Source organism: Paenibacillus sp. FSL R7-0333 (assembly GCF_038000365.1).
In the GTDB taxonomy this organism is placed as follows: Bacteria; Bacillota; Bacilli; order Paenibacillales; family Paenibacillaceae; genus Paenibacillus_AQ; species Paenibacillus_AQ silagei.
In genome coordinates this window covers 2,220,398-2,237,659 of the sequence record NZ_JBBOBZ010000001.1, presented here as the reverse complement: position 1 = coordinate 2,237,659, position 17,262 = coordinate 2,220,398, and the positions used below count along the sequence as shown (strand labels likewise).

Annotated in this window: 13 protein-coding genes; 5 read left to right on the top strand and 8 right to left on the bottom strand. The window is 56.2% G+C overall.

The window, feature by feature from the left end:
- Positions 1–25: 25 nt before the first annotated feature.
- Positions 26–925: an NAD-dependent epimerase/dehydratase family protein gene (locus tag MKY86_RS09235; protein WP_076078240.1), complete on the top strand. Its 900-nt coding sequence runs from the start codon at positions 26–28 to the stop codon at positions 923–925.
- Here MKY86_RS09235 and MKY86_RS09230 read toward each other — a convergent pair.
- A complete protein-coding gene (locus MKY86_RS09230) occupies positions 905–2,983 on the bottom strand; it encodes a methyl-accepting chemotaxis protein (protein WP_076078238.1) in 2,079 nt (692 codons plus the stop codon). The genes MKY86_RS09235 and MKY86_RS09230 overlap by 21 nt on opposite strands.
- A 400-nt stretch (positions 2,984–3,383) precedes the next feature.
- Here MKY86_RS09230 and MKY86_RS09225 point away from each other — a divergent pair, with 400 nt between their 5' ends.
- A complete protein-coding gene (locus MKY86_RS09225; protein ID WP_076078230.1) occupies positions 3,384–3,953 on the top strand; it encodes a YdeI/OmpD-associated family protein in 570 nt (189 codons plus the stop codon).
- Between the two features lie 833 nt (positions 3,954–4,786).
- On the opposite strand, the gene MKY86_RS09220 is transcribed toward MKY86_RS09225, so the two are convergent.
- The 7 genes from MKY86_RS09220 to MKY86_RS09190 form a co-directional block, all read right to left on the bottom strand.
- Positions 4,787–5,962 carry an N-acetylglucosamine-6-phosphate deacetylase gene (locus MKY86_RS09220; RefSeq protein WP_076078228.1) on the bottom strand — a complete coding sequence of 392 codons (1,176 nt, stop codon included), beginning with the start codon at positions 5,960–5,962 and terminating at the stop codon, positions 4,787–4,789.
- Positions 5,959–6,738 carry a glucosamine-6-phosphate deaminase gene (locus MKY86_RS09215; RefSeq protein WP_051478021.1) on the bottom strand — a complete coding sequence of 260 codons (780 nt, stop codon included), beginning with the start codon at positions 6,736–6,738 and terminating at the stop codon, positions 5,959–5,961. Before MKY86_RS09215 ends, MKY86_RS09220 begins: the two co-directional genes overlap by 4 nt.
- On the bottom strand, positions 6,732–8,375 hold the full coding sequence (locus MKY86_RS09210; RefSeq protein ID WP_076078226.1) for a response regulator transcription factor: 1,644 nt from the start codon (positions 8,373–8,375) through the stop codon (positions 6,732–6,734). Before MKY86_RS09210 ends, MKY86_RS09215 begins: the two co-directional genes overlap by 7 nt.
- On the bottom strand, positions 8,368–10,194 hold the full coding sequence (locus MKY86_RS09205; RefSeq protein ID WP_076078224.1) for a cache domain-containing sensor histidine kinase: 1,827 nt from the start codon (positions 10,192–10,194) through the stop codon (positions 8,368–8,370). The genes MKY86_RS09210 and MKY86_RS09205 overlap by 8 nt, the downstream gene beginning before the upstream one ends.
- Before the next feature lie 125 nt (positions 10,195–10,319).
- Positions 10,320–11,681, bottom strand: a complete 1,362-nt coding sequence (locus MKY86_RS09200; protein WP_076078222.1) for an ABC transporter substrate-binding protein — start codon at positions 11,679–11,681, stop codon at positions 10,320–10,322.
- Positions 11,682–11,796: 115 nt separating this feature from the next.
- Positions 11,797–12,585, bottom strand: a complete 789-nt coding sequence (locus tag MKY86_RS09195; RefSeq protein WP_051478036.1) for a carbohydrate ABC transporter permease — start codon at positions 12,583–12,585, stop codon at positions 11,797–11,799.
- Positions 12,586–12,652: 67 nt separating this feature from the next.
- Positions 12,653–13,507 (bottom strand): carbohydrate ABC transporter permease, encoded by an 855-nt coding sequence (locus tag MKY86_RS09190; protein WP_083684876.1) that lies wholly within the window; start codon positions 13,505–13,507, stop codon positions 12,653–12,655.
- A gap of 631 nt (positions 13,508–14,138) precedes the next feature.
- Between MKY86_RS09190 and MKY86_RS09185 the strand changes: the two genes are divergently transcribed.
- Genes MKY86_RS09185 through MKY86_RS09175 form a run of 3 tightly spaced genes read left to right on the top strand, consistent with a single transcriptional unit; the run spans position 14,139 to position 17,190 of the window.
- Positions 14,139–14,903: a sugar isomerase domain-containing protein gene (locus MKY86_RS09185; RefSeq protein ID WP_081751153.1), complete on the top strand. Its 765-nt coding sequence runs from the start codon at positions 14,139–14,141 to the stop codon at positions 14,901–14,903.
- Positions 14,900–16,711 carry a family 20 glycosylhydrolase gene (locus MKY86_RS09180; protein WP_076078216.1) on the top strand — a complete coding sequence of 604 codons (1,812 nt, stop codon included), beginning with the start codon at positions 14,900–14,902 and terminating at the stop codon, positions 16,709–16,711. The genes MKY86_RS09185 and MKY86_RS09180 overlap by 4 nt, the downstream gene beginning before the upstream one ends.
- Complete coding sequence (locus MKY86_RS09175; RefSeq protein ID WP_076078214.1) at positions 16,711–17,190, top strand: GNAT family N-acetyltransferase; 480 nt, start codon at positions 16,711–16,713, stop codon at positions 17,188–17,190. The genes MKY86_RS09180 and MKY86_RS09175 overlap by 1 nt, the downstream gene beginning before the upstream one ends.
- The last annotated feature ends 72 nt before the right edge of the window (positions 17,191–17,262 follow it).

Genomic DNA, 17,262 nt, shown 5'->3' with positions numbered 1-17,262 from the left:
ACTATAACTTAGGAGAGGTGATTCCATGAAGAAGGTGCTTGTGCTTGGAGGGACGAGATTTTTCGGCAAAAGGCTGGTGGAGCTGCTGCTTCAGGACCAGGACAGCGAGGTCACCATTCTGACCCGGGGCCTAACAGAGGATTCCTTCGGTGAGCGTGTCACCCGGCTGGCCGCGGACCGGACGGATGAAGCGGCGCTTGAGCAGGCTGTCGGGGACACTGTATGGGATATCGTCTACGATAACATTTGCTACACGCCGGATGAGGCGGCGGCAGCTGTGCGGATCTGGGCGGGGCGAGCCAAGCGGTATATCCTGACTTCCAGCTTATCCGTGTACGATCCGCAGCCGGAGGCGCTGGCTGAAACGGACTTCGATCCTTGGCATTATCCGCTGAAGTCTGGCGGGAAGACGGATATCAGTTACCAGGAAGGCAAAAGACAAGCCGAAGCCGTTCTGCTCCAGACAGCCGATTTCCCGGTGGCTGCGGTACGTTTTCCGATTGTGCTGGGCACGGATGATTATACGCGCCGGTTGCATTATCACATCGAGCATGTTCTGGCGGGAAGGCCGGTTGACATCCCTAATCCGCAGGCGGAGATCTCGTTCATCCGTTCGGATGAAGCGGCTGATTTCCTGCATTGGCTGGGCCGGGAAGGCTCAGCCGTCACGGGACCGGTGAACGCCTGCTCGGATGGTACATTAACCATCGGCGGAGTGATCTCCATCATTGAACAAATCACCGGAAGGGCGGCTATCATCCAGAGGGAGGCGGCGGAAGCGGACCAATCGCCTTTTGGCATCGGTGCATCCTGGTTCATGGATACGGCAAAAGCCCGCAGCGCGGGCTTCAGCTTCCTGTCCTTATCAGAGTGGTTCCCGGAGCTGGTCTCTTCGCTGACCCATTCACTTCGCCAAGACCAGTAGCTCCTCCTCCAGCTCTTTGGAGATCTCTTTATCAGGTTCGTTAACAAGCGTACTCAGGCCGGGCGCAGGCTTATCTTGCACCGGTATTCCCGCAGGCAGGGGCTGGTGAATTCCGGCTTCTGCCCTTTTTGCTGTCTGTTCCGTCTGCTTCGTATGCATCTCCCGCTGTAGCTTGGGCTGGATTTCGCCGGCTATCTCCGCTTCCTGCTGCTCTTCCGATTCCTGCACCATCCCGCGAACCGTTGTATCTGCATGTGCTGAACTTGCATTTGAATCTGAATCGGAATCTGGGTCTGGCTCTAGCTCAGACGCTGCTCCCAGCTCGAATCCGGCCTCAGCAGCCTTCGATATTTTGAACACATTGATCTCCCGGAACAGCCGCTGCGAGATTTCATTAATCTCCCCGGCCTGCCTTGCAATGTCGCTGATGGCCTGATCCTGCTGGGTGCTGGAAGCGTTCACCTCCTGAACTCCGGCCGCCGTCTGCTCAGCTACAGCCGCAACAGAATGTACAGATTCAGCAAGCCGCGAATTGAGGGTACGCGTCTGTTCCACCTTGTGGTGAATTTGCCCGATCTGTATGCTGATGCCTGTAATCGATTCGTCGATAGCAGCGAAGGAAGCCAGGGTCTGTTCCACCTGATGGTCCTGCTGCTCCAGACGGTCCCGGGTCTCCATCATATGTCCCTGGAAATCCGCCATACCGGCCCCAAGCTCCTGAATAATCCTGCTGATATGCACCGAGGAATCATTCGTCTGTATGGACAACTGCCGCACTTCATCGGCAATCACGGCGAAGCCTTTGCCTGCTGCCCCCGCCCTGGCAGCTTCAATCGCTGCGTTCAGTGAGAGAATATTCGTCTGCTTCGAGATTTCGGTGATCGAATGAATAATGCGTGAGATATCCTTGGACTGGTTCACCAGCTTGTCCAGCGCCCCGTAGACCTTGCTGATGGACTGCCGGGAATGCTGGGAGCTCTGGCGCAGCGCCGTAACGGTATCCGAGCCTTGCTGCCTGTTCCGGTTAGCGGCTTCACTCGTAGTCAGCATGACATCGGTATAGTCAGTAATCTCCTGAACCCCGGAGACCAGCTCCTCAAGGAGCTGGGTGCTCTGCTCCGACTGGCTGGCCTGCTGGTCTGCTCCAAGCGAAATCTCCTGTATGGTTCTGACAATATTCTGGTTCGTATGCGCTGTAACCGCCGAAGACCCCTGAAAAGATTGCGCGTAATCGGCAAGCGAACCCGCAGCAGACAACGTCTGCCGCAGCATCCCCTGTACCCTGCCCACCATATGGTCGAAATGATGGCTCAGCTGTCCCAGCTCATCATTGTACGGGGAGTTAATCTGCTGCCGCAGATCGCCCTCCGCGATCTGTCTGAGCGCCGCCTGCAGCTTGCGCACCGGTGACAGGAACGAGCGGATCAGCAGCCAGGCGAGCACCAGCATGAACAGGGACACTGCGATTGCAGCGTACGTCACGATGGATACCGTATCATCCAGCAGGGCGAAGGAGACTCCCTGGGCCTGATCAGCATTGGCAGCAGCAGCGGTGTACAGCTCACCGTTAGTCTTCAGCATGTCCTGATTCAGCGCAAGCGCCTTCGTATGTATACCATCGATTTTCTCCAAAACACTTAGCGGGTCAAGGGTCTCGTCCGACATTGTGGTTACCAGTTCCTTCGTCAGAGCGCTGTATTCTGCGGCCTGGGCAGACAGCAGCTTATAGCTCGCAGAAGCAGGCGTACCCAGCTCAAAACTTACCTTGGCCAGCTCCGTGGACAGCTGCTGCTGCTTCTCCTTCAAGGGCTCTGCCTGCTCCAGGTCACTGGAATCCGCCAAGGAAGTCTCCGCACGGTTCAGCTCCTGCAGCTGCTGGGTGATGGTTGAGACCGTAATTCTATTCTCCATTTCGCTCTTCTGCCGTTCCATGGATCGCTCGACCTGCTTGATTTTATGTCCCTGGTACACAGCCACGCCCAGGAAAATGAGCGTAATCGCCGAGAAACTTAAGATCAGCTTCCATTTCATCGAAAAGTGCAGCGGGTTCCCCTTCAAAAGTATCATCCCTTCATATCAAGCTTGTCTTGGCAATAGGTATATTATGCTAATAACCTCATTGTAAAAGCCGGATATTAATTACTCTCTCAAGTTGTGTATGCGCAGCGTAAAGAATGTGTTGCGAAAGTGTTAACAACCGTGAAAATAGTCCCGCACCAGTGGAAATAGCTGAAGAATATATGACAGGCTGTTGTCACTTTTTATTGTATATAATGTGTAAGGAGATACAGTTATCGGGGAGAAAATAGGTTAAGTGTACGGAGGGATTGAATTAGAGAGCGGGTGCGCTTAGGGGATAAGTTAGAGGATAGGTTAGACGGTGAGTGAAATGGTAAGTGAAACGATAGGTTAAACAAGGAATACGTAAAGGACAGATCATTAAAGGGGGGGCTTACCAATGGGTAACGAAAATTGGGTGGCAGCCAAAACAAGAGAAGAACTGAGGCAGTGGCTGCTGGCGAACAGCACGGTAGAACCCTTTTGCCAAGTAGAGGTTAGCTTGAAGCCTCTCCCGGATACTCTGCTGTATCTGGATGCAGTTGAAGAAGCCTTGTGCTTCGGGTGGATTGATGGGGTGAAGAAGGTGAACCCTGGAGGGAAGCTGTTACAGCGGCTGTCTCCCCGGAGACGGCGGAGCTCATGGACCGAGCTTAATAAAGAGCGGGTCCGCCGCCTTGAGAAGCTGGGATTAATGCGCGGGGAGGGATGCAGAGTCCTGCCGGATATGGATATCCGTTCTTTTAAGATAGATCCCGGTATCCTACAAAAGCTCCAGGAGGATGCGCAGGTGTATGAGAATTTCCTGGCCTTTCCGGCGCTATATCAGCGGGTGCGGATCGACACCATTCAGAGCTATATCCGCCAGCCGGAGCTGTTCCAACGTAGATTGAACAAATTCATAGAGAACACCAGAGTTAACAAAATGTACGGCCAGTGGCATGACAACGGGCGTCTGCTGGAGGATTAGTTCGGTTGGAGTGTAGTTCTGGTGGATTATTAGTTCTGTTGGTGAGTTTGATTTCGGACAAATTGTCCTGACAGGTGGGGCATGTAGTTCCCGAATGGTTTGCGCAAACGGCAAGTGTGGAGATATGAGATGGGTACATTGAAAGTAACTGGGGTTGCCGGAGGGCCAAACATTCACTGGAGTCATGGTCATCCCTTAACAGAAAAGCAAAAGTTAAATCTATATAGTTGGAAAAACGTATCTTATTCTAGGTCCTTTGGAGTGCTCGCGGAAATTAATTGGATTTATGACATTTATTTTCGTGCAAACTCCATCTATGGCTCTGATGCCAGCATATTAAGTGCTATTTTTCCAACTACGATTGGGTGTGGCCCCTTCCGCCCCTGAACAAGTGCCTAAAATCCAACTATTTCCTGAGAATGGGGCTGATGCAGACGGTGAGGCTGGTGCTGAGGCTAATGCAGATACATTTTTAAATGCTGATGCAGCTGCTGGTCCAGGCGCTGGCGCAGACGTTGACTCTAGTGCGGACATAGTGCGAGTGTAGGCGGAAAACCGAATACAATGTGCTGCGCAAAGGTAATCAGGGCGGATGTATGTTGAAAACCGAATACATTTCGCTGCGTGAAGGCGATCGGGGTGCATGTATACGGAAAACCGAATACATTTACTATTAATGTTACTGGCGTGGAGCAGACGTTGGCGCAATAGCCATACCCATGCCCAGCCCATGCCGCACCCTCCGCCTGTAATCGTTCAACTTGAGCGATTCACTTCCAAATCATAACAGGCCCCCGTAACCGGGGGCCTGTGCTCACCCTACCGCCGCTCACTCACTCCCGCCGGTACACCCAGCCGCCGGCCTGGCACAGCGCCGTCAGCGCAAGCCCGCCGCCGCCCGGCCCGGTGCGGCGGATCAGCGCCAGATCCGCCGGCGCTCCGGCGGCCAGGCCTGCGGCCGCAGGCAGGGCCATGAAGCCTGCCGGATGCACGGACGCCATGTCCCAGGCGTCCGGCAGGCAGGCCAGGCCCGCGGCGCTAAGGCGCGCGATGTGGCGCAGCAGCATCTGCGCCGAACCCGCCAGCAGCCCGGGCTCGCCGGCGAGATGCAGCCGGCCCGCCGGGGTCAGCACGACACGGCCGCCGACCGGCGTGTCATAGCTGCCGGGCGGCAGCCCGGCGAGGGCAACGGCATCGCTGACCAGCAGCGCCCGCTGGCCCTTGACCTTCATCGCCACCTTCAACACCTCATCCGGGAGGTGGAAGCCGTCGGCGATCAATGTGCACCACAGCTCATCTGCGGCGAGCTGGGCCCACAGATAGTTCGGATGGCGCGGCAGCATAGCATGGGCGCCATTGCCCAGATGCGTGGACAGCCGCGCTCCGGCGGCCACCGCCCCGGCAATCTGCGCGGCATCCGCAGACGTATGCCCGATAGAGACCGTCACTCCCTGCCGTACGCAGTGGCGGATGAATTCCGCGCTCCCCTCCCACTCGGGGGCCAGCGTCACAATGGAGATTCGTCCGCCCGAAGCCTCCTGCCACTGGTCGAACAAGGCCGTATCCGGCGGACGGATATGCTCCAGCGCGTGTGCCCCGCGCGGCCCGTCCTCCGGCGAGAGAAACGGGCCTTCCAGATGGATGCCCTTGATCGTCGCAGCGCTGGCCTCATCATCCTCACAGGCCCGGGCAATCGCCCGCATCGCTCCGAGAATCGTATACGGAGCGCCGGTAATTACAGTCGGGTAGAAGCCGGTCACTCCCTCCCGCCACACCGCACGGACCGCCTTCTTGACATCCTCTGCCCCCAGTGCCGGATGATTGAAATCATATCCGCCATAGCCGTTGATCTGCAGATCCACCAGGCCCGGCGCAACAATTGGAAGCCCCTCCCGTTCCTCCAGCGGCAGCTCCCGTATGCCCAAGGCTTCAATGGCAGCAATCGCCCCATCCTCCACGTGAACCCGAACGTGTTCCCCTGTCCGGTAATGCAGCGCGTCAATGTTCATGAGAGGACCGCCCCAAAGGAGTCGGTGTCCACGAACATCCGGCAATCCCCGTGTTCGCGCAAGATCGTGGACGGACATGCCGTAGAGACAGATTCATGCAGCGTGCGGGTAACTGCACCGCGCTTGGAAGCGCCCGGCACCATGCAGAACAGCCATTGCGCAGACAGCAGGACCGGAATCGTCAACGTTAAGGCCTGCTGCGGTACTTCCGCCAGGCTGGGGAAGCACCCGTCATTCACCTGCTGGTTCCGGCAGACCTCATCCAGTACCACCAGCTTCACAGGAAGCGGGTCATTGAAATCTGCCACGGGCGGATCATTGAAGGCCAGGTGACCATTCTCCCCGATGCCAAGGCAGACGATATCGATCGGCGCTTCCGCCAGCAGCCGTCCGTAACGCTTGCATTCGGCTTCCGGGCTGGCGGCAGGGTTCAGATAATGGACCGTTCCCGGCCGTACCTTGCCGAACAGCGCCTCCCGGAGGAAGCTGCCGAAGCTCTGCGGAGAGCCTGCCGGCAGGCCGATATATTCATCCATATGGAACGCGGTAATCCGGCTCCAGTCCAGATCCGGCGCAGCGGCAAGCTCTGCAAGAAATTCATTCTGGGAGGGTGCAGCGGCGAACACGATCCGCACCTGTGCCTTGGAGGCCAGCAGCGCCCGGATGGCCGCCGCTGCCTCACGCCCGGCAGCAGCTCCGAGCTGCGAGCGGTTCTTGTATACGCGGACAAGCATAGCGCCCGACAGTTCCGTATGAATCGGTTTGATGCTCAGCATGGGTAGTGCCTCCTTGTGCCTAATGTCTGTGCAGACCGGCTGCCTTCCTCCCCCCGGAACTCTCCGGGCGTAGTGCCTGTATGCAGCTTGAAGAGCTTCGTAAAATAGCTTTTATTCTCATATCCAAGCTGCTCCGCTACCTGCTCCACACTTTGCGGAGACTGGTCCAGCCATTCTTTAGCTTGCTCCATTTTGGTATGGGTGACATAGTGGATGAAGCTCATTCCGGTTTCTTTTTTGAACAGGCGGCTGAAATAGCTCGAATTCAAATGCGTGTATTCCGCCACCTCCTCCAGGGTGATTTTGCGGTTCAGATGGCGGTCTACATACTGCTTCACCTTCTTGATCTCATCCCGGCGGGTCTCCTGGTACATCTCCCGGATCACCGGCAGCCGTTCGCTGAAGAACTGCTGAGACCATTCCTCCAGATGATCAATATGATCAATGGCCGTCAGGGTATCATGCAGCAGCTCCAGGGAAAAGGTGGACTGGTATTGCTGGCGGGCCATCAGACGCATCTGGTTATCGTAGAGCAGCTTGAGCATCCACTCCTTCACCTGGCGCGGCGCATACCGTCTGGCACGGATGGTATCCATCCATTTCGACAGCAAGGCCGCAAGCCTGTCGGCAGCTTCCTCCAGGAAGGCCTCACGGATCTCCTGTGCGGCTTCGGCATAATGGAGAAACAGATCCTCCTCCGTGAACGGCGGGAGCGTCTTCAGGCCGTTCAGCTCTCCCGGCTTCAGATAGAAGGCATATTCGCGGCCTTGGCTAAGCAGATCAATAATACCCTCCCGGAAATGCCCGCCGCCCGCCGGTATACACAAATATTGAAAGGAAGCCTTAACTCCCGGCAGCGCTTGAATGGCGGAACGCAGGCTGCCCAGCATGGAGATATGGCCTGAGTCCGCTCCATTGCCCATACCGCCGCTGAAGACCAGCACACAATCGCGGCCGCTGTAGGGCAGGCACACGACAGCGGTATCCTCCTGCCGCACGGCTTCGGCGGCGGATTCCACCCATGACATTAGCGCAAGCTCCTCCGGTTCGCTCTCCCCGGCGTTGCCGCTAATCCGGCAGAGTACGGCTACATGGGCCGTGAGATCCGGCATAATTCCCAGCTCGGCGGCGTCTGCCCGCCATTCGCTGTCCGGCAGCTCGCGGGCAGCGATGCGCCTCAGCACACTTTGCTTCAGCAGCACCTTCTGATGCTCGGCCATGCTTTTCCACTTCAGCGTTTGGGCCTTGTCCGCATCCCTGCGGCGCAGGTCCTCACCCAGCTCCCGCAGCAGCCCGGTAATCAGCTCGCGGCTGATCATCTCCTTCAGGATATAGTCGCTCACCATCAGCTTCACCGCCTGCTGGGCATATGTGAAATCATCCATGCAGGACAGTACCACCACACGCAGCTCTTCGCTGCGTAGCTTCAGCTCGCGGATCAGCTCCAGACCATCGATATAGGGCATGCCAATATCCGTAATGACAATATCGGGCATATCGGCCTGCGCTTTCTCCAGGGCAACCAGACCATTCTTGCAGGCCGAATGCAGCGTTAATCCAAGCTCGTCCCAAGGAATCATTGCCGAGAGAAAGTCCAGTACCGGCTGATCATCATCCACCAGCATTACGCTATACATCGCTTCCACGCTCCCTTTCATAGCCTTGATCCGGAATCTCTTCAGGCAGCACGAACCGGAAGGTCGTCCCTTGTCCGGGCAGGCTGTCAATCGTGATCTGGAAGGCTGCACCGTAAGTCAGATACAGCCGCTCATAGACATTGGACATGCCGATATGGGCCAATCTGCTGGACGGCATAGCTTCCTTCTCTTGCCATTCAGAGCTTAACTCGGCGCGCAGGCGGTCCAGGGTCACCTCATCCATCCCCTGCCCGTTGTCTTCGATCTCGATGAGCAGCCGGTGATCCTGCGTCCGGGTCCGGATCAGAATACGTCCGCTCTCCTGATGCAGACCATGAATGTAGGCATTCTCGATGACCGGCTGCAGCAGGAATCGGGGGATCTTCACGCCAAGGCTCTCCGAAGTACAGTCTGTATCCAGCGACACCTCCTCGGACTGGCGGAAATTCAGCAGCTCCACATAACTCCTGACAATATGCAGCTCATCATGCAGGGTGGTGTACTCGTCCCGCTGCTGAATGGTCATCCGCAGCAGCCGGGAGAGCGAGAACAGCAGCTCCGCATTCTCCTCATCGCCCCGCATCATGATGCGCAGGCGGATCGAATTCAGAATATTGAACAGGAAATGGGGATTGATCTGCGATTGCAGCATCGCCAGCTCGGCCTTGCGCTTCTGCGCCTGCTCCACCTTGATCTGGATAATCATCCGCTCCACCCGGTCCAGCATATGGTCGAAGGATTTGCCCAGCCGTCCGATCTCATCATAGCCGCGAACGCCTGAGCGGATGCCCAGCTCTCCTCTGTCCACCCTCGCCGCCACCTGATCCAGCCGGATCACCGGCTTCGTGAACTGCCGGACCAGCAGAACCAGGATCAGCAGGAAAAAAGCGCCCGATACGATCTGCACGGCACTGCTCCAGCGGTGGGTGGCACTGATCTGGCTCACGGCCTCACGGTATGGCGACAGGCTGACAATCCGGTAATTCCCGTAAGGAATCTCCAGGCTGCTCAGCAGATATTGCTCGCCCCGGTAATCCATAAACCCGGAACCTTTTGAATGCTTCACAGCATCCATAAGCGCGAACGGCTGGCCCAGCCGGGTCTTGTCCCTGGCGGCAAGAACGGTTCCGTCAGGCGCAATCAGCAGCGTCTCCTGGCCCTCCCGGTTGTCATTAAAAATCTGGCTGATCCGGCTCTCGCCGATACTGATCACCAAGGTAGCATAGGTTGAATTGGAAGACAGCTTGAGATTCCTGGCAATGGTCAGCACCTGCGGGCTGCTTGGGGCAGCGGTCGGGATATAGTTGGCGAGCACACCCGCCCAATACAGCTCGAAGGCAGGCTGCCGGCGGGCTTGCTCCATCCAGGGCTGCCTCAGCAGTGCCCCGACATCCAGCTTGGCGTAAGCATAGTTTGAATAATATTGTCCATCTGAGGTGAGGACGGTGACGAACGTTTTTTCCATCATGGAGGTGACACTGTTCAGCTTGTCCGTCACCTCTTTGAAATCGAGAATATGCTTGGCGGTATCAGGCTCGTGCAGCTTATTGCGCTGCCAGTTTTCTTTGAGAATAAGAGTGATGCCGGGGTCGAACTGGATATAATTCGCCACCAGCACCATATTGCTGAAAAGGTTAGAGATATATAGGCTCTCCTGCTCCAGCGAACGGCGTTCATTCTGAATCACCTGGGAGCGGAGGATATGCTCGGTGTAGGAATTGGAGATATACAAGGTAATAGAGGCGGGAAGCAGCAGACAGAGCAGAGAAGCGACGAGCAGCTTATTGCGAAAACCGAGTCTCCATCCTCTAGGCAGCAATGGCAATCCTCCTTCACAATCAGACTATCGTTTTCTATGCCTCTATCATATCAGCTTTCCGCCTCCAGCAGCTCATTTCAATCTATTATTCCGGGTAAAAAAGGGCTATTCAGCGCTTCCAATTTTTACTTGTTGGCGTCTACAATCTTCTGCAGCTCAGCCTGCGCCTTCTTGATGGTAGTCTCCAGATCCTGCTGTTTCAGGATGTACAGCTCGGTTTCTTTGGTAAAGGCTGTTTCCAGCTCGCCTTGATAGGTCGGCGGCACGCTGAGCGGTGCGGGCTTGGCATTCTTAATTACATAGGCCAGTGAGGCTTCGTCAATCTTGTCGGGGCTCATGGCACCCGATTTGACGCCGGCAATGAACTTGTCCACATCCTGCTTCTTCCACGCCGAATATACATTCTGCATCTGCTCGCCCTCTGTGGAGTACCAGCGGATGAAATCATAGGCTTCCTGCTGATGTGCCGACTTCTCCAGAATTCCTACATAGTTGCCGTTGGCAATGCTGACTCCCGCAGGTTGTCCGGCACTATTGGACGGCATCGGAGCGAACGCGGTAGTGAAGGTTGCAGGGAATTCTTCCGACCCGCCTGCTTCGCCGATCATCCAGTTGCCGGTCACGATCATCGCGGCATGTCCGGTGAAGAATTCCGAGCGGTACGCGAGCTTCTGGGAGATGGTGTCGGCATACGGCACCGCTACTCCCGATGCCTCTGCCTTGCTGCGCAGCTCCAGGGACTGGCGGATACCCGCACTATCAATATTAAGGACACCATTGTTGACCAGATTATTGTCCTTCTCCTGGTTGATGACGGCCAGCTCCCAGTACATGGCCCAGGTATGGAAATACGTACCGAAGGTCTTGGACGGCCCGGTGCCGCTGGTCAGCTTGGCTGCGTAATCAAGGTAATCGTCCCAGCTCCATTCAGTGGGAACGGCTAAGCCTGCCGCATCCAGCTTGTCCTTGTTCAGCAGGACGAAATAATTCTCCAGCGTATCCGGAAGTGCATATACCTTGCCGTCAACGGATGGATCAACCGTATACTCGTCTGTCAGCGTAATGCCTTCCTTGCTGATCAGGTCATTCAGCGGAGCCAGCAGTCCGAGTCCGGCACGCTGTGAATAATCGGTTGCCCCCGGCATGAATACCACATCCAGGTTCTCGCCGGACGCGACGAGCAGATCCAGCTTCTTCATTCCGGCCACGGAATCACCGTTGTCAGCCAGCTCCACGTATTCCAGTGTAATTCCCGGATGGGAATCCTCGTACGCCTGCAGAATCGGTTCCATATCCGCCGCAGGCGACCAGTTGGCGACTTTGATCGTTACCGGTTCTGCTGAAGGTGCGGCACTCTCCCCCGCCTCCGGTGCAGCCGTGCTGCCGGAAGTGGGAGATGCACCATTTGTGTTGTTTGAGTTGCCGCAGCCCGCCAGGGCTACCAGAAGCACGATGATCCATACCAGAGCGAACACATTCTTTTTCATAACTAACACCCCTTCTAATGTGGTCTACAGTTCCATGCAGTTCTCATGCACATCCTGACCGTCCTATCCGCCCGCCTGTCTTCCGGTTATGCAGCTTCCGGGAACTTGCCAGCCCTCACCCCTTCACCCCCCCCAAGGAAATACCTTCGATCACCTGCTTCTGCCCGAGGATGAACACGACCAGCAGCGGGACAATCGCCGAGACCGAAGCCGCCATGATGAGCGAATAGAAGGCGCCGTTGCGGTCAGCGAAGGCATTCATGCCAAGCTGAAGCGTATAGAGTGTCTTGCTGTTCAGGAAGACCAGCGGCGTCTGAAAATCATTCCAGGTCCAGATGAACCGCAGAATGGCATAAGTGGCAATGGCGGGACGGACCAGCGGGAACAGAATCGAGAGGAAGATACGGATATGTCCCGCGCCGTCGATCTGCGCCGATTCGATATACTCATTCGAGAGTGAGGCAAAAAACTGGCGGAGCAGAAAGGTGCCCAGCACGCTGAACCCGCCAAGCAGGATCAGGCCCAGATGCGTATCGTACAGGCCGGTGGAGCGGAAGATAATGAACAGCGGCACCAGGGTGGCTTCCGCAGGAATCATATAAGTGGCCAGCACCAGTACGAAAAGTGCATTTCTGCCGGGGAAGCGGATTTTGGTGAAGCCATAGGCCGCCATGCTGGACACCGCTACGGAGAGAAGTGTTGTGAGCGCCGTGACTTTAATCGAGTTCCAGTAATACAGGGTGAAGTTTGCTTTGCCGAACCAGACGGAATGATAGTTGAACGCCGCCCTCCATGTCTGCGGAATCCATTCGATCGGATATTTGAACACATCGGCCTCAGGCTTGAGCGAAGCGGACAGCATCCATATAAAAGGGAGCAGAAACACAATGCCCAGCAGTGCCATGATCAGGGTGATGATGGCTTTTCCCCAGTCCAGATTGCCTATTCTCACAGGTATGTGCCTCCCTTATCTAGTAATTGACCCAATAACGCTGTCCCAGCCACTGCAGGCCGGTAATGGCAAGCACGATGACGAACAGAATCATGACCATGGATGAAGCATAACCGGTCTGAAGATCGACAAATGCGGTCTGGTACATATCGTACACTACGACAGAAGTGGAGTTAGCCGGTCCGCCGTCCGTCAGCACCTTGACCAGGGCGAAGGATTTGAAATTGCCGATAATCCCGGTCACCAGCAGGAAAAAGGTCGTCGGCGTCAGCAGCGGAAAGGTAATTGAGCGGAACTGGGCGAGCTTGGAGGCGCCGTCAATCGTCGCCGCTTCATACAGGTCGGCAGGGATATTCTTGATCCCGGCAATGTAGATAATCAGCGAGACCCCAAGGTCAATCCAGATCATCAGCAGCATGACCGATGGAAGCGCATACGTGGGATCGGCCAGCCATTTGGGCGGATTGTCCACCCCGATCGCCGACAGGAAACCGTTGACCGGACCGTACGAAGGATGGAAGAGTACCTGCCACACTACCGCCACAGCAACTACACTGGATATCTGGGGCATGAAGTAGATGACCTTGAAGGCACCCGGCGCATATACATGACTCGTGATAATTACCCCGAGGATCAGCGCGATCGCCATCCCGACGGGTACGGCCAGCAGCATAATGAAGTTATTGCCCAGCGACTTCAGGAACACCTCATCCTGGAACAGCTGGCGGAAATTATCGAGGCCGCTCCAGCGGATCTTATCAAACCCGGTAACGAACGACCATTTGGTGAAGCTGAGCATGAAGGAGAATATCATCGGAATAAGCGTAAATACCAGCACCCCCAGCAGCATGGGACCGGTGAAAAAGTAGCCCATCCCCGCTTCTATCCGTTTTCTTTTTCTGCTGCCGGCAGTTGGTGTCTGATGGGACTGCGGTAAGGTAACTGACGTCTTCAAAGGCTCTGTCCCCCCTCTTGCGTGATCTTATCTCTCATTATAGAAAAGCAAAGAATTTTACATAAGTCACGATCCTGACCCGTTCAGAAAAATTTTTACCTGCCGCTGACGGGAGTTGTCCATTAGAGCGTCTGGCCCGGCATAACGGACTGAGGCGCGCTTATTCCGGATGAAAGTCTCCACTTTGGCCAAGGAACGGACCCCATGGTCCTTATTCTTGGAATTTCTACTTGAAAACATCTTATAGAGAGACGATAAGGGCTACTCCGTCCGTTAAACCGCAAAAAGTGGCGTTTTCCAGGGAGTAGGGGCTCTCAGGTCCGTTAGAAGCAAACTCATCGGCCGGTGCAGTTTCATTTTACGGAACCTCAGGGATCTGATCCTATTCACAGATTACATCTGATGCTGCTCTATGACATCCGGTTGGCCAAATCGGTCAAAAACGGTGCAGATTTGCGCAAAATAGTTGATTTACTTGGTTTGCCCGCTTTGTTATCTTCTAGGCAAGCACACACGGGCTTGTACTTATAAACTTTTAGGAGGAATCCAGATGAACGCCAAGCCAGATATTATGTCCGCTTATATGGATACTATTGTTGAGCTGCTGAATGAGATCCGGAACGAACCGCAGGACAAGCTGCAGCAGGTGGCAGAGCTGCTTGCGGATCATATCGCACAGGACAAGCTGGTCTACCTCTACGGCCCGGGCGGCCATTCCAATATGAATGCGACTGAGGTCTTCTTCCGCGCCGGCGGCCTGATGCATATTAGCGCCATATTAGATGAAGGCACAATGATCTCAAACGGCGCCCTGCGCTCGATGGCCGTTGAACGCACTCCCGGCTACGGAACGCTTGTTATTGAAGACAACCGGCTAGGCGAGGGCGATATTCTGATTCTTGCCAATGCTTACGGCATTAACACCGCCTGTGTCGATGCGGCTGTAGAAGCCCGGCGCCGGGGAGTCACAACGATTGCCGTTACTTCGGTCGGTCATGCTGAAGCTACGCCTAAGGATCATATTGCCCGCCACCCTTCAGGGCAGAATCTGTATGAGCTGTGCGACTATGTCCTGGACAGCAAGGTGAAGCCCGGTGACGCTGCGCTGCATATTGACGGGATTGAACCGAAGATGGGTTCGACCTCCACCTTCGCCAACGCTTTTCTGCTCAATTCCCTGATGATGACTACAGCGGCCTGTCTCGGAGCGAAAGGGATCGAGGTGCCGGTCTGGCGCAGCGGCAACGCTCCCGGCGGGGATGAGTGGAATAACCGCTTCATTGAACGCTTCAAAGGCCGGGTCCGCTGGCTATGAACCTTCAGCTGATTCCAGAGCCTCAGGTGGTGCAGAGCCGGGGACCGGAGCCGGTCAGCGGTATTCGCGGCTGGACGGTGCAGCTTCAGCTCCCCATGAAGGATGTCCGGCTGCTCACGGCAGCGCAAAGGATATTCACAGAGGTGACGGTGCGTACTACGCATGACGGCAGCGGTGTATTCTCCCTGGTCACGGGCGGTACCCCGCTCAACCCGCTGATGGCCCGGCGGGTTGAGGGCAAGCATGACGGCTACGTGCTGATTACAGACACGGACCGGATTGAGCTGTATGCGCTCAGTGCGTCCGGCCTGTTCTACGGCATTAAGACGCTGGAGCAGCTGATAACCTCCGGCAAAGGCACTGTGCCTGCACTTACGGTTGCCGACTGGGCGGAGCTGAAGCTGCGCAGCGATTATCTCGATCTGCGCACGGTCTATCCGACCTATGAGCATATCCTGGAGTATATCGCGGAGCTGGCCGATTATAAGATCAATACGCTGGTCATCGAATATGAAGACAAGCTGCCCTTCCGTAAGCTGGGCTTCCTGCGCCATCCTGAGCTTGCCTTCAGCGAAGAAGAACACCAGCGGCTGCTGAAGGCCGCACATGACCACTTCGTCACCGTGATTCCGAAGCAGCAGTCCTTCGGCCATCTGGAATATATCCTGAAGCATCCGGCTTATATCGGTCTGCGCGAGGTCCCGGAGACAGTCTCGGAGCTGTGCCCGCACCGCCCAGGCTCCTTCGAGATGATGGCCGGCATTCTGGAGGAAGTGGCTGCCCTTCATCCCCACAGCGACTATCTTCACCTGGGCTGCGATGAGGTCTGGACCCTCGGCACCTGTGAAGACTGCAAGCGGTCCGGGCTTACCCCGGAGGCTTCGTTCATCCGCTTCGTCAATCAACTGGCGGAGAAGACGGTCAGCCTTGGCAAGCAGCCGATGATCTGGCATGATATGATTATGCACGCTACTGCGGAAGAGATTGCGGCGCTGGACAAACGGATTGTGGTTGTCGTCTGGATCTATGGCGGACACCGGATGAAGGCTGATGCCCGGCTGATTCTCCATAAGCTGCGGGATGCGGGCATCGAGACCCTCGGCGCTTCCTCTGTCCGCTGCTGGGATGATAACGGGGACCAGAATTATCCGGTCATCCATAACCGGGTCAAGAATGTGCTGGATTGGATTGAGCTCGCACGCTCCGAGCAGCTGGGCGGCATTATTCATACGAATTGGGGTTGCCCGTTCTCGCTGGGCAGTCCTTACGGGCTGTTCGAGACCTCGCGTTATCCGGCCTTCCTGGCCGCAGAGCAGAGCTGGAATGCCGGGGCAGATCTCTCTACCTTCCTGGTCCGGTTTCTGCACCGCTTCCACGGACTGCCCGCCGCTCTCCTTAGCGGGGAAGAATGGGCAGATTATGCGGTAACCGACTATTATGCCATGATCCCGCAACTGCTGCCTGAGGTGAGGAAGAACCGCTTGACCGCCGAGCTGATCGACGCCATGATCCAGTATGAGATTCCGGCGCAGCGCCGTTCCCCGCTGCATACCTTCCTCTTCCGGGGCGCGATGTCGCCGGGCAGTGAGGAAGTGCTGACCTTCCTCCGGGACAAATACAGGAGCGGATATGGAGATCTGCGGAGAGCCAAGCTAAGAATGCAGACCGTGCTTGCCGAGCTGCTTCCGCCGCAGATGGCGGAGCTGTTCATCCGCTCCCGCTTCTACCGGCCGGAACTGTTTGAAGCAGACCTGCATGCCATGATTACCGATCTTGAGATCATAGAACAGAAAGCGGGGGATAGCTGATGCCTGATATGCTTGTGAAGCTGTACGATCTGCCGGACAACGGGGCGCTGCTGGAGCGTCTGCGTGGACAAGGCATTGTTATTAAACGGGCGATGACCGGAGATAAGCAGGCCATTGTGGATTTTGTCGGCCGCCATTTCACGGAGAGCTGGCGGAATGAATGCGAGGTAGCCTTCGCCCACCTGCCCGTCCACTGCTATATCGCAGTGAAGCAGGGCGAGGTGATCGGCTTCGCCTGTCACGAGGTTGTAATGAAGAATTTCTTCGGCCCGACCGGCGTGCTGGACGATTACCGGGGGCTGGGCATCGGGAAGGCCCTGCTGCTGGAATGCCTGTCCGCGATGCACCAGAACGGCTACGGCTACGCCGTCATCGGCTGGGTCGAGGACGCACAGCCGTTCTATGAGAAGACCGTCGGTGCGATAGCGATCCCTGACTCTTTTCCCGGTGTATTCCGGGACATGATCAAACTGGGCTGAATCCGGCCCTGATACAGCAAAACAGCGGCATCCCGGGGCTTAACCGTCCCGGGTGCCGCTGTTTGCTGTTGA